Raw genomic sequence first — 22,845 nt, 5'->3', positions numbered from 1 at the left:
GCACTGCTGCCTGTCGCCGACCCACCGGCACGACCCGGGGTGTGAAACGGTGGGCCCATGACCAGCCTGACCCGCACGGAGGCGCGAGGGCGCGCCACGACCGTGAAGCACCCCCGCTATGCCGTCGAGCTCGACCTCACCCAGGGCGAGACGACCTTCGGCAGCCGCACCGTCCTCACCTTCGCCGCCACCCCGGGCGAGAGCACCTTCGTCGACCTCAAGGCGACCGAGCTGCAGGAGGCGACGCTCAACGGTGAGCCGGTGCCGTCCGACGCCCTGGCCGACGGTCGGCTGCGGCTGACCGGTCTGGCGGCCGACAACGAGCTCATCGTCCGCGCGACGATGAGCTACAGCAAGGACGGCTCCGGCCTGCACCGGGCGGTCGACCCGGCCGACGGCGAGCACTACGTCTACGGCCACTCGTTCATGGACGCGGCGCCGCGGGTGTTCGCCTGCTTCGACCAGCCGGACCTCAAGGCACCCTGCACGTTCACCGTGACCGCGCCGAGCGACTGGGTGGTGATCGGCAACGGCGCCGCGACCCGCGAGGGCGACGTGTGGCACCTGGCCGAGACGGCGCCGATCGCGACCTACTTCGTGTCGATCTGCGCCGGCCCCTACGTGAGCGTCACCGAGGAGCACGACGGGATCCCGCTGGGCCTCTACGCCCGCCGTTCGATCCGGGCCCAGCTCGAGGCCAACGCACCGCGGGTCCTGGAGGTGACCCGCCGCAGCTTCGACTACTTCCACGAGCTGTTCGGGATCCGTTATCCCTTCGGCAAGTACGACCAGGTGTGGGTGCCGGAGTTCAACGCCGGCGCGATGGAGAACCCCGGCTGCGTGGTCCTGCGCGACGAGTACCTCTTCCGCTCCCGCGTGACCGGCGCCGAGCTGCTGTCGCGGGACAACACCGTCAGCCACGAGATGGCGCACATGTGGTTCGGCGACCTGGTGACGCTGGCCTGGTGGGACGACCTGTGGCTCAACGAGTCGTTCGCGGAGTACATGGCCAGCCGGTGCGTCGTCGAGAGCGGGCTCTACCCCGACGCCTGGTCCGACCAGGGGATCGTCCGCAAGGCCTGGGGCTACTCCGCCGAGCGCTCGCCGTCGACGCACCCGGTGGCGGGCAACGGCTCCGAGGACGCCCTCGCCGCCCTGCAGAACTTTGACGGCATCTCCTACGCCAAGGGGTCCGCGGTGCTGCGGCAGCTGATCGCCTACATCGGCGACGAGGCGTTCGTGGCCGGCGTGCGGGACTACCTGCAGCGGCACGCGTACGGCAACGCCGAGATGAGCGACTTCTTCGCGGCGATGGAGCGGGCGCACGGCGCCTCGCTGACCGACTGGACCGACGCCTGGCTGCGCACGGCGGGGCTCGACGCGATCCGTCTCGACGTGGACTGCGCCGACGAGTCCGACCTCGTGCGGCGCGCCGAGCTGGTCAAGGTCGCTCCCGAGGCGCACCCGGCGCGGCGCTCGCACGCCCTGGACGTCGCCGGCTGGACCGACGGGGTCGAGCAGGTGCGGGCACGGCTCACCCTCGACGAGGACCGCCGCGTGGTGCACGAGCTGCTCGACCGGCCGCGCCCGGCGATCCTCGTGCCCAACGCCTCCGACCTGACCTGGGCGACGGTGGTCCTGGACGAGGACACGCTCCGGCGCCTGCCCGAGCAGCTCGCCCAGGTCGACGACCTGGCCGCCCGCGTCGTGCTCTGGAACGCCCTGCGCGACGGCGTCGCCCTCGCGACGGTCGACCCGCGGCTCGTCGTCGACGTGTTCTGCGCCGCCTGGCCGCTGGAGTCGGACGACTCGGTGCTCTCGGCGGCCGGGCGCTACGTCCCCGAGGTGGTCGTGGCCGTCTACCTCCCCGCCGACGAGCGAGCCGAGGCCCGGGTCCGGGTCGCCGAGGCCGGTGCCGCCGCCCTCGAGGCCGCGGAGCCCGGCTCCACCCGGGCGCTCGCGGCCGCGCGGGTGGTCGCCTCCACGTCGCGCGACGAGGAGCTCCTGCGCCGGTGGTATGCCGGGAGCGACCTGCCGGCGGGTCTCGAGGGCGACGCCGACTTCCGCTGGCTCGTCGCCACGACCCTCGCCGGTGACGGCGCCCTCTCGGTCGAGGAGCTGGAGGAGGCGCACGCGGCCGACGCCACGGTGACGGGCACGCTCGCCTGGCTCGGTGCACGAGCCGCGCGACCCCACGGCGAGGACAAGGCCTGGGCCTGGGCGGAGCTGACCGAGCAGCGCGGTCGCTCCAACCACGAGATGAACGCCCTTGCCGGGTCCTTCTGGCGCAGCGGCGACACGGCGGCGCTGCGGCCCTACGTCGAGCGCTACTTCGAGGACGTGCCGGCGATGTGCGCGTGGGTGGGCGACGACGCGATGGCCCGGGTGGCCAAGCTGGCCTATCCCGTGCAGCTCGCCGAGCCGGAGACGCTGCAGCGGTCGCAGGACGCGCAGGGCCGCTCGGACCTGACCGCGGCGGTGCGGCGCGGGATCGTCGACCAGGAGTCGGTGCTGCGCCAGGTCCTTCTCTCCCGCGACACCTTCTAGACCTACCTCAGGTAGTCACGTCCGCCTGGGTTAGCACGCCAGGCGAACAGACCTACCTCAGGTAGGAACATCAGCCTGGGTTCGCACGCCAGGCTGATGCCTCTACCCCCGGCGGGTCAGCGGATCAGGGGCAGCAGGCTGACCACCAGCGCCACCACCGGCACCGCCACGACGGTGGTCACCGCGACCACGCTCGCCACCATCTCCGAGTCCCCCCGGAACTCCTCGGCGAGCAGGAACGCGTTGACCGCCGTCGGCATCGCCAGCGCCAGCACCAGCGACTGGGCCGACAGCGTGGGCAGCGGCAGCAGCACCGCCACGGCGAGCCCGAGCAGCGGCAGCAGCACCGACCGCAGCCCCACGCTCACCAGCACCGGGGCGGTCAGGTGGATGCGTCGTGACTGCCCCAGCTGCACCCCGAGCTGCAGCAGCACCAGGGGTATGGCGGCGGCCGAGAGCAGCTCGATGCCCCGCATGACGCCGATGGGGACCGTCATACCGGTCAGGCGCACCACGGTGGCGGCCACGAGAGCCCACAGCACGGGCAGGCGGACGAGCGACCGCAGCCCTGCTCCCAGCCCGTCGTGCGAGCCGTAGAGCACGGGCCCGATCGTGAACATCACGACCACCGACACGATGAACAGGACCAGGGCCTGGTCGAGCCCCGGCTGGCCGAGGGCGAGCAGCGCCACGGGCAGGCCGAAGTTGCCGTTGTTGCCGATGACGGTGCAGGCCACCACGCCGCGGCGGGTGCGCCCGGGCCAGCGACCGCCGACCGCCCAGGCGACGAGCCCCGCCAGGACGTTGGCCGCGACATAGCCCGCGACCAGCCACACGCCCTGGCCGGGGGACACCTCGGTCTTGACGATCGAGGTGAAGGCCAGCGCCGGCGTCAGCCCGTGCATCCCCACCTTGTTGAGGGTCTGCCGGTCCAGGGCGAACGACCGCGCCAGCACGTAGCCGACCGCCGCCACGAGCACGACGGGCAGCACGACCTGGACGAGGGCAGCAAGCACCCCGGCAGGCTATCCAGCGCTGCCGGGGTGCGGGCGTGCGTCTCGGTGCTCGGCTCAGCGGCGGTTGGTGAACTGCACCGCGAAGTCGAGGTCGGCCTCCCTCACCAGCTGCTGGACGGCCTGCAGGTCGTCGCGGGACTTGGACGAGACCCGCAGCTCGTCGCCCTGGATCTGCGCCTTGACCGACTTGGGGCCTTCGTCGCGGATGAGCTTGGAGATCTTCTTGGCGTTGTCCTGCGTGATGCCGTCGCGCATGGCCCCCTCGAGGCGGTACTCCTTGCCCGACGGCTTGGCCTCCTTGTCCTCGCCGAAGTCGAAGGACTTGAGCGAGACGCCGCGGCGCACCAGCTTGGTCTCGAAGACGTCGAGGACGGCGGCGCAGCGCTCGGGGGTGTTGGCCTTGATCAGGACGTTGTCGCCGCTCCACTCGATGGACGCGCCCACGCCCTTGAAGTCGTAGCGCTGCGACACCTCCTTGGACGCCTGGTTGAGCGCGTTGTCGACCTCCTGCTTGTCGACCTTGCTGACGATGTCGAACGAGCTGTCCGCCATGGAGTCCTCCTCGGGTGTCCGGTGGGTGCTGACGCCCAGTCTCCCAAACATCGGGCCGTATGGCGGACCGCCGCCTCCCGCTCGCCACCGCGCTGATCGCGGATTCGGCATACCTGCTCGTCGTTGCTATGCTTTCCGACGCACCATGGCGGGTTGCCCGAGCGGCCAATGGGAGTGGACTGTAAATCCATCGCGAAAGCTACGAAGGTTCGAATCCTTCACCCGCCACCACAGTGTCACGCTGCACAGGAACGGCCCAGGATCTCCACGTCCTGGGCCGTTCTGCTGCGTCCGGTCGGGGGATCCGGTGGCGCACGTCCGGTCACCGGTGGCGGTCCGCCCCCTGACCAGGTGAGATGGGGTCATGTCCCAACCGCTGTCGGGGGTCGTCGTCGTCTCCCTGGCCGTCAACGTGCCCGGCCCGGTCGCCGTGGCGCGCCTGGTCGACCTGGGCGCGCGGGGGACCGTGGTGCAGCCTCCCGCCGGTGACCCCCTCGAGCGCTACGCGCCGGGGTGGTATGCCGAGCTGAGCCGCCGTCTCGAGGTGCTGCGGCTCGACCTCAAGGATCCCGGCGGCCGGCGTGAGCTGGACGAGCTGCTCGCCGGCGCAGACGTGCTGGTCACGGCCACCCGGCCGGCGGCCCTGGCCCGGCTCGGGTTCGACTGGCCGCACCTGCACGAGGCCTTCCCGCGACTGGTCCACACCTCGATCGTGGGGCGGGCCGGGGAGCGCGCCGACGTGCCCGGTCACGACCTCACCTACCAGGCCGCCGCCGGGATCCTCGCCCCTCCGGCCGCCCCGCGCACGCTGGCCGCTGACCTCGCGGGCGCGGAGCGGGCCGTCAGCGAGACCCTGGCCGGGCTGCTGCTGCGGGAGCGGACGGGGGAGGGGACCCTGCGCGAGGTGGGGCTGGGCGACTGCGCCGACGACCTCGGGGCGCCGGTGCGCCGCGGGATGACCACGCCCGGCTCCCTGCTGGGGGGCGGCTTCGCGGGATACGGCCTGTATGCCGCTCGCGGGGGCCACGTCGCGCTGGCCGCCCTGGAGCCGCACTTCTGGGCGAGGGCCGAGGAGCTGCTCGGGGCGGACCACGCGCAGATCGCCGCGACGCTCGCCGGGCGCTCGCCGGACGAGTGGGAGGCCTGGGGCGAGGAGCACGACGTGCCGCTGGCGGCCGTGCGGGAGCCCGAGCGGGACCCCGCCTGCGAGCACGAGCACGAGCACGAGGACGAGCACGAGGTGACGGCATGACGCGCTACCTCGACGACCTCGGCCTGTCCGTCGTCATCGACGGGACGCCGCGGCGCGTCGTCAGCCTCGTGCCGTCCCTGACCGAGGCCGTCGCCTGGAGCGCCCCCGACGCGCTCGTCGGCGCCACCGACTGGTGCACGCACCCCGCCGACCTCGACGTCACGCGGGTGCGGGGCACCAAGAACCCCGACCTCGACGCGATCGTCGCGCTGCGCCCCGACCTGGTCGTCGCCGAGGACGAGGAGAACCGCCCCGCGGACCTCGCCGCGCTGCGCGACGCGGGGATCCCGGTGTGGACCACGCAGATCCGCACGGTCGACGGGGCGCTGCGCTCCATGGCGCGCCTGATAGACGCCCTCGAGGTGCCGCCGCCCAGCTGGCTGGACGACGCGCACGACGCCTGGGCCGCGCCGACGCGCGTCGACCCCGCGAGGAGGGTGCGCGCCGTCATACCGATCTGGCGTCGTCCGTGGATGTTCGTCGGCCAGGACACCTATGCCGGGGACGTGCTGCGCCGGCTCGGCGTGGACAACGTGCTGCGGGGGCACGACGAGCGCTATCCCGCGGTGCCGCTGGACGAGCTGCCCGGCGCGGACCTGGCGATCCTGCCGGACGAGCCCTACCGGTTCACCGACGACGACGGCCCGGAGGCCTTCGACCCCCTCCCGAGCGCGCTCGTCGACGGCCGCTCGCTCACGTGGTACGGCCCGGCCATGATCGGCGCGCCCGAGCGGCTCGTGCGCCAGCTCCGAGGGCGGTGACCAGGCCCATCGGCTCTAGGCTGGGGGCCATGTCGAGTCGCCCCTTCGAGTTCGAGTCCACCCCCACCGGCACCACGGTCCGTGTCCGCGTGCGGGGCAACGACGTCCTGGCCATCCCCCTGATCAACCGCGGCACCGCGTTCACCAAGGCCGAGCGGGACTCGCTGCGGCTCAACGGCCTCATGCCGAGCGGCATCGTGCCCATCGAGGGGCAGATCTCGCGGGTCTACCAGCAGTTCCGCGAGCAGCCGGACGCGCTGTCCAAGAACGTCTACCTGTCGGCCATGCGCGACCGCAACGAGGTGCTCTTCTACCGCCTGCTGGCCGAGCACCTCGAGGAGATGCTGCCGATCGTCTACACGCCGACGATCGGCGAGGCGATCCAGCGCTACTCGCACTGGTACTCCCGCCCGCGCGGCGTCTTCCTATCGATCGACGACCCGGACGGCATCGAGAACGCCTTCCTCAACTACGGCCTCGAGCCGGAGGACGTCGACCTCGTCGTCGCCACGGACTCCGAGGGCATCCTCGGCATCGGTGACCAGGGCGTGGGTGGCGTGCAGATCGCCATCGGCAAGCTCTCCGTCTACACCGCGGCCGCCGGCATCCACCCGCGCCGGGCCATCCCGGTCGTGCTCGACGTCGGCACCGACAACCTCGCCCTGCTCAACGACGAGCTCTACCTCGGCGTGCGGCACGCTCGGGTGCGCGGCGAGCGCTACGACGCGTTCATCGACAAGTTCGTCGAGGTCACGACCCGGCTCTACCCCAAGGCCATGCTGCACTGGGAGGACTTCGGCGCGAGCAACGCGCACCGTATCCTCGAGAAGTACCGCCACGACATCTGCACCTTCAACGACGACGTGCAGGGCACGGCCGCCGTCGTGGCCGCCGCGGCCCTCGCCGGTGTCAAGGCCACGGGCGAGCGGATGAGCGACCAGCGCATCGTCGTGCACGGCGCCGGCACCGCCGGCGTCGGCATCGCCAACCTGCTGCGCGACATCATGATCCGCGAGGGGGCGTCGCCGGAGGAGGCCAACGCGCGGTTCTGGTGCCTGGGGTCGCGGGGCCTGATCACCGAGGCGCTCGGCGACCGGGTCCGGCCGTTCCAGAAGCCCTACGCCCGCACCGACGCTGACGTGCAGGGCTGGCGGCTCGACGTCGCGGGCCGGATCGGGCTGGCCGACGTCGTCCGCAACACCCACCCCACGATCCTCATCGGCACGTCCGGCCAGCCAGGCACCTTCACCGAGGCGATCGTCCGGGACATGGCCGCGCACACCCGCAACCCGATCATCATGCCGCTGTCCAACCCGACGAGCCTGTCCGAGGGCATCCCGGAGCGCATCGTCGACTGGACGCACGGCAAGGCGATGATCGCGACCGGGTCGCCGTTCGCCCCCGTCACCTTCCACCAGCGCACCTACGAGATCGCGCAGGCCAACAACGCGCTCGTGTTCCCCGGCCTCGGGCTCGGCGTCGCGGTGTGCGGGGCCTCGCGGGTCTCGGACGGCATGATCGCGGCGGCCTCGGAGGCCATCGCCGGGATCAGCCAGGTCACGCGTCCCGAGATGTCGTTGCTGCCCTCGATCACGCAGCTGCGCTACGTCTCCGCGACGGTCGCGCTCGCGGTCGTCAAGGCGGCCCAGGAGGAGGGGCTCGCGACGGTCGAGGTCGACGAGCCCGTCCAGGCGGTCTACCAGCGCATGTGGCACCCGGTCTATCCGGACCTCGAGGTGGTCTGACCGGCGCCCGTCCTGACGCCCGGACGTGCGCGGCTCCTGAGCACGTCCGGGTGAACCTGCGGGGTCGGGGAATCACGCCGCGCCATTAATGCTTATAGTGAGCACAACAGGCGCCTAGCCTGCCCTCGCGTCCCGGGTGCGGCGTCCGTCATACGGCCTGATCCGTCGTCCGACCCGCTCGCTCCACCCTGTCTCGCCCCCCCAGGAGCCAGCCATGCCCGCCACCTCGACCGGCCCCCTCGGCCCGACCGGCCCCAGCGCCCCCCGGGGCTCCACCGGCCTCGACCGCCACCTCACCCGCACCGAGCGGCTCGACCGCCTGCCGTTCACGAGCAAGCACCGCCGTCTGCTCGCGGGCTCCGGCGTCGGCTGGGCGCTCGACGCGATGGACGTCGGCCTCATCTCGTTCGTCCTGACCGCGCTGGCCCGCCAGTGGCAGCTCACGCCGACCGAGGTGTCCTGGATCGCCTCGATCGGCTCGCTCGGCATGGCGGTGGGGGCGACCCTCGGTGGCCTGCTGGCCGACCGGATCGGGCGGCGCCAGGTGTTCGCGCTGACCCTGCTCGTCTACGGCCTCGCCACGGGCGCGTCGGCGCTGGCCGGCAGCGTGGCGGTCCTGATGGCGCTGCGGTTCGTCGTCGGGCTGGGCCTCGGGTCTGAGCTTCCCGTCGCGTCCACCCTGATCAGCGAGTACTCCCCGGCGCACATCCGCGGCCGCGTCGTCGTCGGCCTCGAGTCCTTCTGGGCGATCGGGTGGATCCTGGCGGCGCTCATCGGCTACTTCGTCATCCCCGGCAGCGCCGACGGGTGGCGGTGGGCGATGGCGCTGGGCGTCGTGCCGGCGCTCTATGCCCTGGTCGTGCGCGCCACCCTGCCGGAGTCGGTGCGCTTCCTGGAGTCCAAGGGCCGGTATGCCGAGGCGGAGTCCGCGGTCCGCAGCTTCGAGGAGCCGGCGGGGGTGCCCGCCCCCGACCACGCGCCGGACGCCGCCATCGACGCCCCCGTCCCGCCGACCGGGCCGGTGCCCGGGCTGTGGAGCTCGCGCTACCGGCTCCGCACGGCGTCGCTGTGGGTCGTGTGGTTCTGCGTCAACTTCTCCTACTACGGCGCGTTCATCTGGCTGCCCTCGCTCCTGTTCGCCCAGGGCTTCGACATGGTCAAGTCCTTCGAGTACACCCTGTGGATCACCCTCGCCCAGCTCCCCGGCTATGCCGTCTCGGCCTGGCTGATCGAGGCGTGGGGGCGCCGCGCGACGCTCACGACCTTCCTGATCGGGTCGGCCTGCGCCGCCGGGGCGTTCGGGATGGCCTCGTCGGTGCCGGCGATCCTCGCCGCTGGGTGCGCGCTCAGCTTCTTCAACCTCGGTGCCTGGGGTGCACTGTATGCCGTCACCCCCGAGATCTACCCCACCGTCATGCGGGGGACCGGGTCCGGGGCGTCGGCGGGGTTCGGGCGCATCGCCTCGATCCTGGCGCCGCTGGCCGTGCCGCCGCTCAAGGCGGCCGGGGGGACGGGCCTGGTGTTCACGACCTTCGCGGTGGCGTTCGCGATCGCGGCGTTCTCGGCCCTCGGCCTGCCCGAGCTGCGCGGCAAGGAGCTCGAGGAGCTCTGACCTACCTCAGCTGATCTCACAGAGGCACGCCGATCTGCCGCCGCGCCTCGTCGAGCAGCCCCATGATCGCGACCGTCTCGTCCAGGGGCAGCAGCTCCGACTCGCGTCGCCCCTCCGCGACCAGCCGCGCCAGGTAGGCCGCCTCGTAGCACAGCCCCCGGTGCCCGTGCACGACCGGCTCCGGGCCCTCGACCACCTCGCCGGAGCGCGACACCAGCCGCACCCGACCGGGCTGGTAGAAGTCGCCGTCCAGCTCGACGCGCGCCAGCGACCCCGAGATGGAGGCGATGGTGGGGGTCTTGGCGGCCAGCGTCGTCGTCAGCACCGCGTGCGCCCTGGGCGCCGCCGCGAAGTCCGACAGGATCATCGACGCCTGCGCCTCCACCCCGGTGAAGGCCGTGGTGCCGACGGCGGTGACCCGCTGCGGCATACCGAGCACGCCGCAGGCGAAGGACACGGGATAGATGCCCAGGTCGAGCAGGGACCCGCCCGCCAGCTCCGGCGCGAACAGCCGGAAGGACCGGTCCTCGGCGAACCACTGCCCGTGGTCGGCGAGCACCGTCTCGAGCTCGCCCAGCACCCCGTCGGCGACGAGCTGTCGGATCACGTCGCTCTGCGGCAGGTAGCGCGTCCACATCGCCTCCATGCACGTCACGTCGGCGGCGCGGGCGGCGTCGACGACCTCCTGCGCCTCGGCCGCCGTGCGCGTGAAGGCCTTCTCCACCAGCACGTGGCGTCCCGCGGCGATGGCCAGCAGCGCGTGCTCGCGGTGCTCGCTGTGCGGCGAGGCCACATAGACCGCGTCGACCTGGGGGTCCGCGACGAGCTCGGCATACGAGCCGTATGCCGTCGCGCCCCCCACCTCGCGCGCGAAGGCCTCGGCGCGGTCCAGGGACCGCGACCCGACGGCGACGACGCGGCTGCGCGTGTGCGTGTGCAGCCCGTCGGCGAACGCCCGCGCGATGCCGCCGGGCCCGATCACGCCCCACCGCAGCGGGGGAGCCTCACGGGGGTCGGGGACGCGGCTGTCGGGCAGCGTGGTGGGCAGGGGGACAGGGAGGTCGCTCACCCCGTCGAGCCTAGGGGAGGATGGCCTGGTGCCCCAGTCCTACCTGACCGTCGCGTCGCCCGTCGACGTCGAGATCGAGGTGCGGCGCTCGCGGTTCCTGGCGCGGCTGGAGCGGGTCGAGGACGAGGCGGCGGCCCGGGCCGTGGTGGAGGCGGCCCGCAGGGCGCACTGGGACGCTCGGCACCACTGCTCGGCGTTCGTGCTGGGGCCGGAGGCGATGACGGAGCGGTCGTCCGACGACGGCGAGCCGGCGGGGACGGCGGGGGCGCCGATGCTCGAGGTCCTGCGCGGCCGCGGGCTGAGCGACGTGGTGTGCGTGGTCACGCGGTGGTTCGGGGGGACGCTGCTCGGGACCGGTGGGCTGATCCGGGCGTATGGCGACAGTGTGCGCGCCGCGTGCGATGCCGCGCAGGTGCTGGAGCGCCGTCTGGCGCAACGGTTCTCGCTGGAGGTCGTGCACGCGGACGCGGGGCGCGTGGAGGCGGCGCTGCGCTCGCGCGGGGTGCACGTCGACGGCACCGACTACGCGGAGCGGGCGACGCTGAGGCTCGACGCGGAGCCGCAGGAGCGCGACGAGCTCGCGGCGCTGGTCGCCGAGCTGACCGGGGGAGCGGGCGTCCTGGTCGACGGCCCCACCGACTACCGCACCCACCCCCGGTAGAGGCATCAACCGGCCTTCGTTCCCCAGGCTGATGCCTCTACCCCCGGCGGGTCCACGCTCCCTGGCGGGTCCGCAGCCAGCGCGCGAGCAGCGGCGCCAGCGCCAGGATCGCGAGGAGCCGAGCGAGCTGCACGGCAAAGACATAGGTCGGTTCGGCGCCGCTGTCGGTCGCCGTCGCCAGCACCGCGAACAGCCCGCCCGGCGTCGTCGCCAGATAGGTCGTCAGCGGGTCGACGCCCGTGACCTGCGACAGCACCCAGCCGAGCACCCCGCACAGGATCAGCAGAGCCGCGATCAGCACGAGCCCGGCAGGCAGCAGCCGCCCGATCGCCCGCACGCTGTCGCGCGTGAACTTCACCCCGACCTGCAGGCCGATCGCCAGCATCGCCAAGGACACGAGCAGGCCGGGTGTCTGCGCGGCGCCGAGCCCGCCCCACAGCGTCAGCCCTCCGGCCACGGCCAGCGGCCCGATCAGCGTGAACGTCGACACCGGCACCAGCCGGGCCAGCCCGAGCCCCACCCCGACCGACAGGGCGACGAAGACCGCGGACGCGACCCAGCCGTCACCGGCCCCGCCGGCAGCGGCGTCCCCGCCCTGCCCCGTCTGCGGGTGGAACACCAGACCCACGACGAGCGGCAGGGTCACCAGGACGAGCAGCACCCGGAGGTACTGCAGGATCGACACGACCCGCGCGTCCGCCCCCAGCTCGTCGGCGATCGACGTGATGCCCGACGCCCCGCCGGCGGCCATCGAGAACAGTCCGGTGGCCAGCGAGATCGGGTGCAGACGCGCCAGTATGACGCCCGCGAGCAGGCTCAGCAGCAGCGTCACCACGGTGACGATCAGGACGGACGGCCAGTCGGCGGCGATCTGGCGCAGCGCCGACAGCGTCACCGTCTCGCCGATGGTCACCCCGACGAAGGCCTGCGCCAGCACCACGCTCCAGCGCGGCAGCTGGGGCGCCCGCGGCGACCCGAACGCCAGCACCGCCCCGGCCGCCAGCCCCCCGAACAGCGATGGCGACGGCAGGGCCAGCAGCGCGAGGCCCGCCCACACGACGGCGCCCACGGCGACCCCGGTGACGAGCACACGGGCGGGAGGGGCGATCACCCCAGCACCCTAGGTGGGCCTCGTCGGCACGCGCCCCTCCGGCTCAGGTGTCGACCATCACCCGGCCCGACCGCCACCTCCTGAACGCCGTTCAGGTACGCTTCGCCCCATGTCCACCGCCGCCCGCCGCACCTCCACCAGCAGCGACCCCAGCGCCAGCAGCACCAGCAGCAGCAGCGACGGGGGCGACCACACCCGACCCACCACCCGGCCCGCCACCCGACGCGGCCTCACCGCCCGCGACCTGGCCCTGGTCGCCGCCTTCTGCGCCCTCATCGTCGCGCTGGTCCCCGTCAAGGTCCCGGTCGGCGGCGCCGCCCCCATCGTCCTGCAGAACCTCGGCATCATGCTCGCCGGCGCCGTGCTCGGGGCGCGCCGCGGGTTCCTGGCCGTGCTGCTGTTCGTGGTCCTCGCGGTCGCCGGCCTCCCTGTGCTCGCCAGCGGCGTGCGCGGGCTCGCCATCTTCACCGGCCCCACGGTCGGCTTCGTCGTCGGCTACCCCGTGGTCGCGCTCGTCATCGGCCTGCTCGTCCAGCGCTTCCTCCCGCGCCTGCACGTCATGGCGGCGGTCGGCGCCTGCCTGGTCGGCGGCATCGTCGTGTCCTACGCCCTCGGGATCCCCGGGATGGCCTGGCGCTCGGCCAAGCTCGACCTCGCCGGCGCGGCGACCTTCTCGGCGACCTTCCTGCCCGGCGACCTCGTCAAGGCCGTCGTCGCGGGCGTCGTCGCCACCGCCGTCCACAAGGCGCTGCCGGACCTCGTGCCGGCCCGCCGCCGCTGACGCCGACCACGGCTCGCAGCAGGCGTCCGCCATACGACCCATGCCCACCATCCGCATCGAGGGCGTCGCCCACGCCTATGGCGATCGCCGCGTCCTCGAGCACGTCGACCTGACGCTCACGGAGCCGCGCGTCGGCATCGTGGGCGCCAACGGCTCGGGCAAGTCCACGCTCGCGCGCATGCTCAACGGCCTGGTGGAGCCGACGGAGGGGCGGGTGCTGGTCGACGGCCTGGACGCGGCGCGCGACGGGGCGGCGGTGCGGCGCAAGGTCGGCTTCGTCTTCCCCGACCCCGAGGCGCAGATCGTGATGCCGACGGTGCGCGAGGACGTGGAGTTCTCGCTGCGGCGCCGCCGTGACCTCAGCGACGACGACAAGCGGCGGCTGGTCGACGAGGTGCTCGAGCGCTACTCGCTGGCCGATCACGCGGATCACCCCGCGCACCAGCTCTCCTCGGGCCAGAAGCAGCTCCTCGCCATCGCCGCCATCCTCGTCACTCGGCCCGACGTGCTGGTCTGCGACGAACCCACCACCCTGCTCGACCTGCGCCACTCGCACCAGGTCTCGCGGCTGCTCGACGCCCTCGACCAGCAGGTCGTGCTCGTCACCCACCACCTGTGGCTGCTCGAGGGGTGGGAGCGGGTCGTGTGCATCGACGAGGGTCGGGTGGCGGCCGACGGGCCGGCCGGCGAGGTGGTCCCCTTCTACCGCCGGCTGATGGGGGCCTGACGTGCTGACCGGCGCGTATGCCGAGGGCCGCTCGCTCCTGCACCGCCTCCCGGTGCCCTGGAAGCTGCTGGCGCTCGCGGTGTTCCTCGTGCCGGTGTCGCTCGTGCAGCGGCCCTGGATGACGGCGGCCTCGGCGCTGGTCGTCCTCGGCGTCTACGCCCTGTGCCGGATCTCGCTGCGCCTGGCGTGGGGCGAGGTGCGGCCGCTGCGGTGGTTCCTGCTGGTGATGGCGCCGTTCCAGTGTTGGAGCGGCGGGTGGGAGGCCGTCGTGGTCACCCTCGGCGGCATGGTGGTCGCGGTGGCGGCGGCCGGGCTCGTCACCCTCACCACGCGCGTGTCCGAGATGCTCGACGGGGTGCAGCGCCTCGCCCAGCCGCTGCGGCACGTCGGCGTCTCGCCGGAGCGCGTGGCCCTGACCGTCAGCCTGACGCTGCGCAGCATCCCCGTCGTGGGGCAGCTCTTGCAGCAGACCCTGGACGCGAGGCGGGCCCGCGGCCTGGACCGGTCCGTGCGGGCGGTGGCCACGCCCCTCGTCATCCGCACGGTCCGGCACGCCGAACGCGTCGGTGACGCCCTCGCGGCCCGGGGCGTCGACGACTGATCGCCGCAGCCACCCCGGGGGGGTCTGCCCACCCGGGGCGCCCTCGATAGGGTGGAGGTCGCAGAGTCGCGACCGTCATACCCCCTCATCCGCTATCGCAGGAGGACCCTCCCGATGACCATCAAGCGCGTTGCCATGCTGACCGCCGGCGGCTACGCCCCCTGCCTGTCCGCCGCCGTCGGCGACCTCATCGAGCGCTACACCGAGATGCTGCCCGACGTGGAGCTCATCGGTTACCGCCACGGCTACCACGGCGTGCTGACCGGCAGCTACACGGTCTTCGACGAGGAGACCCGCCGCAACGCGGGGGTGCTGCGCAACTTTGGCGGCAGCCCGATCGGCAACTCCCGCGTCAAGCTCACCAACGCCAAGAACCTCGTCGAGCGCGGCCTGGTCAAGGAGGGCGAGAACCCCCTCGAGGTCGCGGCCAACCGCCTCAAGGAGGACGGCGTCGACGTCCTGCACACCATCGGCGGCGACGACACCAACACCACGGCGGCGGACCTCGCGGCCTACCTGCACGAGCAGGGCTACGAGCTGACCGTGGTGGGCCTGCCCAAGACGATCGACAACGACATCGTCCCGATCCGCCAGTCCCTCGGCGCCCAGACGGCGGCCGAGCAGGCGGCGATCTTCGCCCGCAACATCATCGCCGAGCACGGCTCCAACCCGCGCATGCTCATCGTCCACGAGGTGATGGGCCGCAACTGCGGCTGGCTGACGGCGGCGGCGGCCCGCGACTACATGACCTGGCACGGCCAGCAGACCTGGCTGCCGCAGGCCGGCCTCACCCCGGAGCGCTGGGCGATCCACGGCGTCTACGTCCCCGAGGTGCAGATCGACCTCGACGCGGAGGCCGCGCGGCTCAAGAAGGCCATGGACGAGATCGGCTGCGTCAACATCTTCCTGTCCGAGGGCGCCGGCGTCGACGACATCGTCAAGCAGCTCGAGGCGTCCGGCCAGGAGGTCGCCCGCGACCCCTTCGGGCACGTCAAGCTCGACACGATCAACCCGGGCAGCTACTTCGCCAAGGAGTTCGGCGCCAAGATCGAGGCCGAGAAGGCGATGGTCCAGAAGTCCGGCTACTTCTCCCGCTCCGCCGCCGCCAACGACACCGACCTCGCGCTGATCAAGCAGATGTGCGACGTGGCGGTCGACGCGGCCCAGGCCAGCACGCCCGGCGTCGTCGGCAACGACGAGGAGCGCGGCGACGAGCTGCGCGTCATCGAGTTCCCGCGCATCGCGGGGCACAAGGCCTTCGACGCCTCGCAGGACTGGTTCCAGGACCTGCTGCGCCAGGTCGGCCAGGCCTGACCGCCCCTCCCCACTCGTCTCCCTCGCAGATCTTCGGGTGGCAACCCGGAGGTCTGCGAGGACCGTGAGCGCCGCCTCGTCCACAGGGCGATCGAGGCGCGCGGATTGCCGCGCCGCCGTCCACAGGTCCGTCGCCAGGTCGTTCGCGGAGGCGCCGGCCCGGCCACCCTGGCGGCATGGACCTCCCCCCAGAGCTGATCGCCCGCCCCGTCTTCTCGACGGCGGAGGCTCGTGCCTGTGGTGTCACGTCGGCGGACCTCGCCTCGGCCCGGCAAGAGGGGCGGATCTCGTCCGTGCGGCGCGGGTGGTGGACGGCGAGGTCGGTGCGCTGGCCGTCGGAGCGTGGCGCGCCTCGCCGCCGTCCTGCACCTCGTGGACGTGAGGCACGAGTCCCCCGGAGAGTCTCGTATGACGTGGGTGGCGCACGGCCTGGGATACCGCCTAGAGCCCCAGGTGCCGGTCATGACCCGGCGCGGGCCCAGGCGACTGGACGCCATGCTCGAGGGGGAGTGGGTGGCCCTCGAGCATGACGGTGAGGTCAAGTACGTCGCCGGCCCGCAGGACACGACGCGCAACGACGTGCTGCTGCGCGAGAAGGTCCGCGAGGACGACGTCCGCGACCTCGGGGTGGAGGTCGTGCGGGTGAGCAAGGCGATGCTCGACACCCCCGCGCTCCTGCTCGAGCGGGTCGAGAGGGCACGGGTGCGCGCCCGTCGTCGCCACGGTCAGGCCCGTCGCCGAGCCGGCCGCATCTGAGTCGTCCGCCTGCTCAAGCCCGCCTCCTCGTACGCACTCGCTCCCTCGTCCAGACTGCATTCGCCTCCGTGGCAGATCTTCGGCTTCCAACCCGAAGATCTGCGACGGATCCGAGTAAACTAGTCAGACGCTCTAGGTAGACAGGCTGATTAAGTAGAGATACTGTCTAGCCATGCCCCAGCAACCGTGGCCGAGCGAATGGCTCCGAGGACTCCTCACCCTGGCGGTCCTCCGGGTCCTGGCGGACGGCCCCACCTATGGCTACGCCATCGCGACGACCCTCGAGGACAACGGGTTCGGCGCGATCAAGGGCGGGACGCTCTATCCCTTGCTCAGCCGCCTGGAGACGGCCGGTCAGGTCACCACCGAGTGGCGCCAGGGCGACGGCGGCCCCGGCCGCAAGTACTTCCAGCTCACCGACGACGGCCGAGAGGCCCTGGGGTGGCAGTCCACCCAGTGGCGGGAGTTCGCCCACCACACCACACGTTTCATCTCCGAGGGGGAGCAGTGATGACCATGACGGCACAGGACCGGAAGTGGATCGAGGAGCTCGTCATCGCGCTGCGGCTGCGAGACGTGCGCGGGGACGCGATCGGCGACGCCGTCGCGGCCGTCGAGTCCCACTGCGCGGAGAGCGGTGAGACCCCCCACGAGGCCTTCGGCGACCCGCACGACTACGCCGCCAGCCTGGACTTCCCGGACGACCTGTTGATCACCACCACGGCCAGGGATTGGCTGGGCCTCCTGGGGCCGGTCGTGGCGGGCCTGATGGGTCTGACGGCAGCCACCGCCACGGTCCGGGCCGTGCGCCTGGGGCAGGAGGTCGAGATCTCTGTCGGTCAGCTGGCCTCGTTCGCCTTCCTGGCCGTGTTCGTGCTCCTGACCGTGCGGGTCCTGGCCGCGTTGTTGCGTCACATGGTGGCCGGGTCCCTCTTCCTGGGCGCCGGGCTCGTGGGCGCGACCGCCCTGGCGGTCGCGCTCCAGCAGACGGCGTTCTCCGCGGATCCGTTGGTCATGGGCCTCGTGGCGGCACTGCTCCTGGCGTGCTCCGTGGTCGGCAACCGGCGTCTGGCCGGCCGTCCGACCGACCCGGTCCGCGACCCGCGGGATGGTCGCGACCGCTACGACCGATCTGACACTGCCGGCGGTGGGCTCGCCGCGGGACGGGCCCTCGCTGCCGCCAGTGGCTGGGTCTACGTGCTGGCCGCGGTGGCGCTCGGCGCCCTCACCTGGTTCACGGCCGGCTGACACGGCACCGCGCGGTGCTGTAAGAGCTCGGGGCGGGGTGCGCGTCAGGGGGAGGCGCACCCCGCCCCGTCATACGGCAGACTGACCGCCATGCCTGCCGAGGACCGCAACCGCCCCGCCATCCTGGTCGTCAGCGGTGCGCACGGCCTCGACATCGAGCGGGAGCTGGCGGCTCGCTACGGCACCGACTACGACCTGGTCCTCACCACCGGGCTGCACGAGGCCCTCGACGTGGCCCAGGGATTCGCGGCGCGCCAGCGTCTCGTGGCCCTGGTCGCGGCCGAGGTGGATCTGCCCGACAGCACGGCGCTCCTGGCCCTGCGGGTCCTGCACCAGGCCCTGCCGACGGCCAAGCGCCTCGTGCTCCTCGTCGGTCCGGACGCCACGCAGCACTTCCCGGCCATGCGCGAGGCGCAGCAGCGCGGCGCCATCGACACCTATCTCATGCTGCCGCGGGGGCCGCGCGACGAGGAGTTCCACGCGGCCGTCACCGACCTGCTCTCCGACTGGGGCGCCACGGTCGCGGCCCCCGAGGTGCCGATGCTCACCATCGTGTGCGAGACGAACTGCCCTCGCACCGCAGGGATCCGGGACTTCCTCGACCGGATGGGCATGCCCTGCCGCTCGGTCGTCGACAGCTCCGAGGAGGGCCGGGCGATCCTCGACGGCCTGGCTCGGGAGGGCCACGAGACCCCCGTCCTCCCGGTCATCGTCGCGCACGGGCGCGAGACCATCGTCGATGCGACCATCGCGGACGTGGGGCGGGCGCTCTACGGCGGGTTCGACGCCCTGGGCGAGGGATTCGTGGCGGACCTGGCCGTGATCGGTGCCGGTCCGGCGGGCCTGGCGGCGGCCGTGTATGGCGCCAGCGAGGGCCTCACCACCGTCGTCGTCGAGGCCGACGCCATCGGCGGGCAGGCCGGGAGCAGCTCGATGATCCGCAACTACCTCGGCTTCCCGCGCGGCATCTCGGGGATGCGGCTGGCGCAGCGAGCCCGCATGCAGGCCATCAGGTTCGGGGCGCGCTTCTTCGCAGGCACCCCCGTCGAGGCGCTCGAGCCCGGGCGGGTGCACGGCGCCGAGCTGCGGCCCGGCGGGCTGCACCGCATCACCGTCGCGGACGGAGCAGCCCTCGAGGCCCGCGCCGTGGTCATCGCGACGGGCGTGACCTATCGCCGGCTCGGCGTGGAGCCGCTGGAGGCCCTCGTGGGACGCGGCGTGCACTACGGCGCCGCCGCCTCCTCGGCCCGCGAGGTCGCCGGCCAGGACGTCTACGTCGTCGGGGGCGGCAACTCCGCGGGGCAGGCGGCCCTGCACCTCAGCCGGTTCGCCCGGTCGGTGACGATCGTCATCCGGCGCGACGACCTGCGAGCGACCATGAGCGACTATCTGATCCGCGAGCTCGACGGCAACCGTCGGATCACCGTCCTGCCCCGCACCCAGGTCGTCGACGGCGGCGGCGACCCGCGCCTCGCCTGGCTCACGCTGCGGGACACCGCCGGCGACGAGCGACGGGTCGACGCGGCCGGCCTCTACCTCCTCCTCGGCGCCCAGCCCCACTGCGCGTGGCTGCCGCCCAAGGTGTCCCTGGACCAGCGCGGGTTCGTGCGCACGGGACCCGACACGGACGAGACCTGCTGGTCCGACGGCCGCCCGCCGGCGTCGTTCGCCACCAACCTGCCGGGCGTCTTCGCCGTGGGCGACGTCCGCGCCGGCTCCATGAAGCGCGTCGCCTCGGCCTCCGGCGAGGGCGCCGCCGTCGTGCCGCTCGTGCACGCCTACCTCGACGAGCCGGGGGCGAGCGACGCCGCCGGGTGACGGCGCCTACGGTGGTGGGCATGAGCCGAATGTCGCTGAGGGGCCAGGTCCCGCCGTTCCACGTCATGGAGGTCATGAAGTCCGCTGCGCGGCGGCGGATCACGCACGGGGACGTGATCGGCCTGCACGTCGGTCAGCCCAGCACGGGCGCACCCCGGGCAGCGCGGGACGCCGCCATCGCCGCGATCGACGGTCAGGTGCTCGGCTACACCGAGGCGGTGGGGGACCTCGTTCTGCGGGAGGCGATCTGCGAGCACTACGCCGCGACATACGACCTCGACGTCCACCCGGGGCAGGTGATCCTCACGACGGGGAGCAGCGGAGGGTTCACGGCGCTGTTCCTCGCGGCCTTCGAGGCCGGCGACGAGGTCGTGGTGACCCGGCCGGGCTACCCCGCCTACCGCAACACCCTCGAGGCCCTCGGGTGCCGCGTCGTCGACCTCGACTGCGGGCCGGAGACGGCCTACCAGCCCACGATCGCGATGCTCGAGGCGCTCGCGACCCCACCAGCCGGCCTGATCCTCGCCAGCCCCGCCAACCCCACGGGCACCGTCGTCCCGCCGGACGAGCTCGCGGCCGTCGCGCGCTGGTGCGAGGCGAACGACGTCCTGCTCGTCAGCGACGAGATCTACCACGGGATCTCGTATGCCGGCGCGCAGCCCACCACGGCGCGGAGCACCTCCCGCGCGGCCGCCGTCGTCGGCAGCTTCTCGAAGTACTTCTCGATGACGGGCTGGCGGCTCGGCTGGATGCTCCTGCCGGACCACCTGCTGCGGCCGGTGGAGCTGCTCCTCGGCAACCTCAACCTGTGCCCGCCCGCCGTCAGCCAGGCGGCCGCGCTCGGCGCCCTCACGCCGGACGCGCAGGACGAGCTGCGCTCGCACGTCGAGCGATACGCCCACAACCGTGACCTCGTGCTGCAGCGGCTGCCGGAGATCGGCGTGCACGACCAGGTGCCGCCGTCCGGCGCGTTCTACGCGTGGTGCGACGTCGCGCACCTCACGAGCGACTCGGTCGCGTGGTGCACCGAGGTCATGGAGCGCACGGGCGTGGCCCTCACCCCCGGCGTGGACTTCGCCCCCTCACGGCCGGGTGGCGACCCGGCGCTGGACGGCAGCCACTTCGTGCGCATCTCCTACGCCGGCAGCCCGGCCGACGTCACCGAGGGCTTCGACCGCCTGGCCCGGTTCGTCACCGGCTGACCACTCCGCCCTTCACCTCCCCGCTCCCCGCTCCCCGATGTCGGGGATGAGGTGGGGGGCTCAGCGGTCGTCGACCTGCTCGTATGCCGCCGGCCGCCGCTGGATCGCGGCGATCCGCGAGGCGTCGAGCTTGGGGGAGCGGTCGAAGGCGTAGATGCCGTTCTGCTCCTGGAAGACGTCGGTGAGCTGGGTGTAGCAGTAGCCCGCCACGCCGGGGTCGTCGAGCAGCACGCGCGTGAGCCCCTCGTAGCGCGAGTACAGCTCGTCCAGGTCCCGCACCCGCTGCCCGTAGCCCCACGAGCTGTCCTGGTCGGTCCCGTCGGCGTGAGCCCCGTCGGTGCGAGTCCCGTCCTGCCCCTCGGCTCCGCCGGACGCGTCACCCGATCCCGCTGGCGCCCACCAGATCCCGCCGTACTCCGACACGAGATAGGGCTGTCCGGCGTACGGCACGGACCAGTCCTGGCCGGGCAGGTCGACGAGAGGCTCACCCGCGGCCAGCCCCTCCATGAGGACCCGGAACCTCCACGGTCGCTGCTCGTAGCAGTGGGCGTCGTAGACGTCGGTCTCGGGCACGCGGTGCGACCACCCGGACGCGTCGATTACCGGTCGCGTCGGGTCGATCGCCTTGGTGGCCAGGAACATCGCCCGCGTCACGTCGTCCAGGACGGTGATGTCGTCGGCGAGGTCCTGCTCGGTCTCGTTGAGCGGGCACCACCCGATGATCGACGGGTGGTTGACGTCCCGCTGCAGCACCTCGACCCACTGGGTGACGAAGGATGCTGTCGGGGACTGGATCTCGCCGTGCCCCTCGCGCACCTTGGCGCCCCAGTCGCCGAACTCGCCCCACACGAGGTAGCCCAGCCGGTCGGCGTGGTAGAGGTAGCGCTCCTCGAAGACCTTCTGGTGCAGGCGGGCTCCGTCGAATCCCGCCGCCAGGCCCAGCCGGATGTCGAGCTCGAGCGCGGCGTCCGACGGGGCCGTCATCAGCGTCCCGGGCCAGTAGCCCTGGTCCAGGACGAGCCGCTGGAACAGTCGCTCGCCGTTGAGGCGGATCTCGTTGCCGTGCACCGAGATCGAGCGCAACCCGGCGTATGACGTCAGCTCGTCGACGACCTCCCCGTCGCGGTCGACCAGCCGCACGACGAGGCCGTAGAGGTGTGGGTCGCCGGGTGACCAGGGACGAATCTCTGCCTCCGGCAGCGTGATTCGCACCCGTGGCGCGAGGTCGAGGTCGGATCGCGTCGTGGCGGAGGCGATCACGACGGCGGCCCCGGCGTCGGCGTCGTCGGTGCAGTCCGTGACGTCACCCGACCCGCCACCGTCGTCCCCCGGCCCAGCACCGGCGTCGCCCAGCCCTGCGTCGCGCATGACCTCCACGACGACCCGGCCACCGGGCAGGTTGCCGCTCAACGGGATCGACACGTCCAGCGCCCCGCCCGCGAGGTCGGGCGAGACGTGCAGCCGTCGCACGTGCACCGGTGGGACGGCCTCGAGCCAGACGGTCTGCCAGATGCCGGTGGTGCGGGTGTAGAAGCAGCCCGACCGGGCATAGCTCGTCGCCTGCTTGCCCCGCGCCTGCGGCCCGCGGCGCGGGTCACGCGCCCGCACGACGATCTCGACGGTGTCGCCCGGGCCCACCCCGGCGCGGGACAGGGGCGCGGACACCGGCGTGAACCCGCCGCGGTGGCGGGCGATCTCGACGCCGTTGGCCCACACGGTCGCGTCGTGGTCGACGGCGCCCAGGTGCAGCCACGCGTCGGCCCCGGCCCAGGACGCCGGCACGACCACCGTCCGGCGATACCAGACCGCCTCGTGGAAGTCTTCGTCCCCGATGCCGGACGCCGTCGACTCCGGGCAGAACGGCACGAGGATCCGGCCCGACAGCGGGCGGGACACCAGCCCCCGCTCGTAGCCGCTGTCGCCGCGGTCGGTCTCGAACTCCCACTCGCCGTTGAGGTTCAGCCACCGCGTCCGCACCAGCTGCGGACGCGGGTGCTCGGGGCGCGGGACGCCCGACCCCACCCCGACGGACAGGTCCGGCGCCGCTCCCAGCACCGGCTGGGCAGCCGGCC

20 protein-coding genes and 1 tRNA gene are annotated in these 22,845 nt (G+C 72.8%); 16 read left to right on the top strand and 5 right to left on the bottom strand.

From position 1 onward, the window contains the following. Positions 1-57 precede the first annotated feature (57 nt). The gene (pepN, locus tag K313_RS0108590; protein WP_029211278.1) at positions 58-2,547 is read left to right on the top strand and encodes an aminopeptidase N; all 2,490 of its coding nucleotides are present in this window, start codon (positions 58-60) and stop codon (positions 2,545-2,547) included. A gap of 116 nt (positions 2,548-2,663) precedes the next feature. Here the strand turns inward: pepN and K313_RS0108585 are convergent, their stop codons facing one another. Beyond that, positions 2,664-3,563, bottom strand: coding sequence for an AEC family transporter (locus tag K313_RS0108585; RefSeq protein WP_029211277.1), 900 nt, complete (start codon positions 3,561-3,563; stop codon positions 2,664-2,666). 54 nt (positions 3,564-3,617) lie between these two features. Then, positions 3,618-4,115 (bottom strand): YajQ family cyclic di-GMP-binding protein, encoded by a 498-nt coding sequence (locus tag K313_RS0108580; protein ID WP_019286399.1) that lies wholly within the window; start codon positions 4,113-4,115, stop codon positions 3,618-3,620. Positions 4,116-4,262: 147 nt separating this feature from the next. Between K313_RS0108580 and K313_RS0108575 the strand changes: the two genes are divergently transcribed. The 5 genes from K313_RS0108575 to K313_RS0108555 all read left to right on the top strand — a co-directional run bounded on the left by K313_RS0108575 (position 4,263) and on the right by K313_RS0108555 (position 9,485). Continuing rightward, positions 4,263-4,346: transfer RNA gene (locus K313_RS0108575), tRNA-Tyr, on the top strand. A gap of 133 nt (positions 4,347-4,479) precedes the next feature. Further along, positions 4,480-5,367 carry a CoA transferase gene (locus K313_RS0108570; RefSeq protein ID WP_029211276.1) on the top strand — a complete coding sequence of 296 codons (888 nt, stop codon included), beginning with the start codon at positions 4,480-4,482 and terminating at the stop codon, positions 5,365-5,367. Beyond that, the gene (locus K313_RS0108565) at positions 5,364-6,128 is read left to right on the top strand and encodes a helical backbone metal receptor (RefSeq protein ID WP_019286397.1); all 765 of its coding nucleotides are present in this window, start codon (positions 5,364-5,366) and stop codon (positions 6,126-6,128) included. The genes K313_RS0108570 and K313_RS0108565 overlap by 4 nt, the downstream gene beginning before the upstream one ends. A gap of 29 nt (positions 6,129-6,157) precedes the next feature. Further along, positions 6,158-7,873 (top strand): NAD-dependent malic enzyme, encoded by a 1,716-nt coding sequence (locus K313_RS0108560; protein WP_029211275.1) that lies wholly within the window; start codon positions 6,158-6,160, stop codon positions 7,871-7,873. Positions 7,874-8,087: 214 nt separating this feature from the next. Further along, positions 8,088-9,485, top strand: a complete 1,398-nt coding sequence (locus K313_RS0108555) for an MFS transporter (protein ID WP_029211274.1) — start codon at positions 8,088-8,090, stop codon at positions 9,483-9,485. A gap of 16 nt (positions 9,486-9,501) precedes the next feature. Here K313_RS0108555 and K313_RS0108550 read toward each other — a convergent pair whose 3' ends face one another. Then, positions 9,502-10,554: a Gfo/Idh/MocA family protein gene (locus K313_RS0108550; protein WP_029211273.1), complete on the bottom strand. Its 1,053-nt coding sequence runs from the start codon at positions 10,552-10,554 to the stop codon at positions 9,502-9,504. Between the two features lie 25 nt (positions 10,555-10,579). Between K313_RS0108550 and K313_RS0108545 the strand changes: the two genes are divergently transcribed. Further along, positions 10,580-11,215, top strand: coding sequence for a YigZ family protein (locus tag K313_RS0108545; protein WP_029211272.1), 636 nt, complete (start codon positions 10,580-10,582; stop codon positions 11,213-11,215). A 37-nt stretch (positions 11,216-11,252) separates the two neighbouring features. Here the strand turns inward: K313_RS0108545 and K313_RS0108540 are convergent, their stop codons facing one another. Next, a complete protein-coding gene (locus K313_RS0108540) occupies positions 11,253-12,326 on the bottom strand; it encodes an AbrB family transcriptional regulator (RefSeq protein ID WP_029211271.1) in 1,074 nt (357 codons plus the stop codon). Between the two features lie 109 nt (positions 12,327-12,435). Between K313_RS0108540 and K313_RS20545 the strand changes: the two genes are divergently transcribed. The 9 genes from K313_RS20545 to K313_RS0108495 all read left to right on the top strand — a co-directional run bounded on the left by K313_RS20545 (position 12,436) and on the right by K313_RS0108495 (position 20,773). Next, on the top strand, positions 12,436-13,107 hold the full coding sequence (locus K313_RS20545) for a biotin transporter BioY (RefSeq protein ID WP_029211270.1): 672 nt from the start codon (positions 12,436-12,438) through the stop codon (positions 13,105-13,107). Between the two features lie 40 nt (positions 13,108-13,147). Beyond that, complete coding sequence (locus K313_RS0108530) at positions 13,148-13,834, top strand: energy-coupling factor ABC transporter ATP-binding protein (protein WP_019286389.1); 687 nt, start codon at positions 13,148-13,150, stop codon at positions 13,832-13,834. A gap of 1 nt (position 13,835) precedes the next feature. Next, positions 13,836-14,435 carry an energy-coupling factor transporter transmembrane component T family protein gene (locus K313_RS0108525; RefSeq protein WP_029211269.1) on the top strand — a complete coding sequence of 200 codons (600 nt, stop codon included), beginning with the start codon at positions 13,836-13,838 and terminating at the stop codon, positions 14,433-14,435. A 114-nt stretch (positions 14,436-14,549) separates the two neighbouring features. Then, the gene (locus K313_RS20540; RefSeq protein WP_034252438.1) at positions 14,550-15,749 is read left to right on the top strand and encodes a pyrophosphate--fructose-6-phosphate 1-phosphotransferase; all 1,200 of its coding nucleotides are present in this window, start codon (positions 14,550-14,552) and stop codon (positions 15,747-15,749) included. A 342-nt stretch (positions 15,750-16,091) separates the two neighbouring features. Next, positions 16,092-16,505: a hypothetical protein gene (locus K313_RS24470; protein ID WP_029211268.1), complete on the top strand. Its 414-nt coding sequence runs from the start codon at positions 16,092-16,094 to the stop codon at positions 16,503-16,505. A gap of 172 nt (positions 16,506-16,677) precedes the next feature. After that, positions 16,678-17,016: a PadR family transcriptional regulator gene (locus K313_RS0108510; protein ID WP_029211267.1), complete on the top strand. Its 339-nt coding sequence runs from the start codon at positions 16,678-16,680 to the stop codon at positions 17,014-17,016. A 5-nt stretch (positions 17,017-17,021) separates the two neighbouring features. Further along, a complete protein-coding gene (locus K313_RS0108505) occupies positions 17,022-17,753 on the top strand; it encodes a hypothetical protein (protein WP_156911254.1) in 732 nt (243 codons plus the stop codon). A gap of 90 nt (positions 17,754-17,843) precedes the next feature. Then, a complete protein-coding gene (locus K313_RS0108500; RefSeq protein ID WP_029211265.1) occupies positions 17,844-19,571 on the top strand; it encodes an NAD(P)/FAD-dependent oxidoreductase in 1,728 nt (575 codons plus the stop codon). Between the two features lie 20 nt (positions 19,572-19,591). Beyond that, on the top strand, positions 19,592-20,773 hold the full coding sequence (locus K313_RS0108495) for an aminotransferase class I/II-fold pyridoxal phosphate-dependent enzyme (protein ID WP_034252435.1): 1,182 nt from the start codon (positions 19,592-19,594) through the stop codon (positions 20,771-20,773). A 60-nt stretch (positions 20,774-20,833) separates the two neighbouring features. On the opposite strand, the gene K313_RS0108490 is transcribed toward K313_RS0108495, so the two are convergent. Further along, positions 20,834-22,795: a glycoside hydrolase family 2 protein gene (locus tag K313_RS0108490; protein WP_029211263.1), complete on the bottom strand. Its 1,962-nt coding sequence runs from the start codon at positions 22,793-22,795 to the stop codon at positions 20,834-20,836. Positions 22,796-22,845: the final 50 nt, after the last annotated feature.

The sequence above is a fragment of the Arsenicicoccus bolidensis DSM 15745 genome (genome assembly GCF_000426385.1).
Lineage (GTDB): Bacteria > Actinomycetota > Actinomycetes > Actinomycetales > Dermatophilaceae > Arsenicicoccus > Arsenicicoccus bolidensis.
The sequence above is the reverse complement of the archived record's forward strand: the minus strand, read 5'-3'. Positions and strand labels throughout refer to the sequence as shown.

Excerpts from the sequence above, each read along its gene's own strand:
- K313_RS20545 (WP_029211270.1), top strand. The coding sequence starts at position 12,436 with ATGTCCACCGCCGCCCGCCGCACCTCCACCAGCAGCGACCCCAGCGCC.
- K313_RS0108580 (WP_019286399.1), bottom strand. The coding sequence starts at position 4,115 with ATGGCGGACAGCTCGTTCGACATCGTCAGCAAGGTCGACAAGCAGGAG.
- K313_RS0108495 (WP_034252435.1), top strand. The coding sequence starts at position 19,592 with ATGAGCCGAATGTCGCTGAGGGGCCAGGTCCCGCCGTTCCACGTCATG.
- K313_RS0108530 (WP_019286389.1), top strand. The coding sequence starts at position 13,148 with ATGCCCACCATCCGCATCGAGGGCGTCGCCCACGCCTATGGCGATCGC.
- K313_RS20540 (WP_034252438.1), top strand. The coding sequence starts at position 14,550 with ATGACCATCAAGCGCGTTGCCATGCTGACCGCCGGCGGCTACGCCCCC.
- K313_RS0108555 (WP_029211274.1), top strand. The coding sequence starts at position 8,088 with ATGCCCGCCACCTCGACCGGCCCCCTCGGCCCGACCGGCCCCAGCGCC.
- K313_RS0108505 (WP_156911254.1), top strand. The coding sequence starts at position 17,022 with ATGACGGCACAGGACCGGAAGTGGATCGAGGAGCTCGTCATCGCGCTG.
- K313_RS0108510 (WP_029211267.1), top strand. The coding sequence starts at position 16,678 with ATGCCCCAGCAACCGTGGCCGAGCGAATGGCTCCGAGGACTCCTCACC.
- K313_RS0108500 (WP_029211265.1), top strand. The coding sequence starts at position 17,844 with ATGCCTGCCGAGGACCGCAACCGCCCCGCCATCCTGGTCGTCAGCGGT.
- K313_RS0108570 (WP_029211276.1), top strand. The coding sequence starts at position 4,480 with ATGTCCCAACCGCTGTCGGGGGTCGTCGTCGTCTCCCTGGCCGTCAAC.
- K313_RS0108560 (WP_029211275.1), top strand. The coding sequence starts at position 6,158 with ATGTCGAGTCGCCCCTTCGAGTTCGAGTCCACCCCCACCGGCACCACG.
- K313_RS0108565 (WP_019286397.1), top strand. The coding sequence starts at position 5,364 with ATGACGCGCTACCTCGACGACCTCGGCCTGTCCGTCGTCATCGACGGG.
- pepN (WP_029211278.1), top strand. The coding sequence starts at position 58 with ATGACCAGCCTGACCCGCACGGAGGCGCGAGGGCGCGCCACGACCGTG.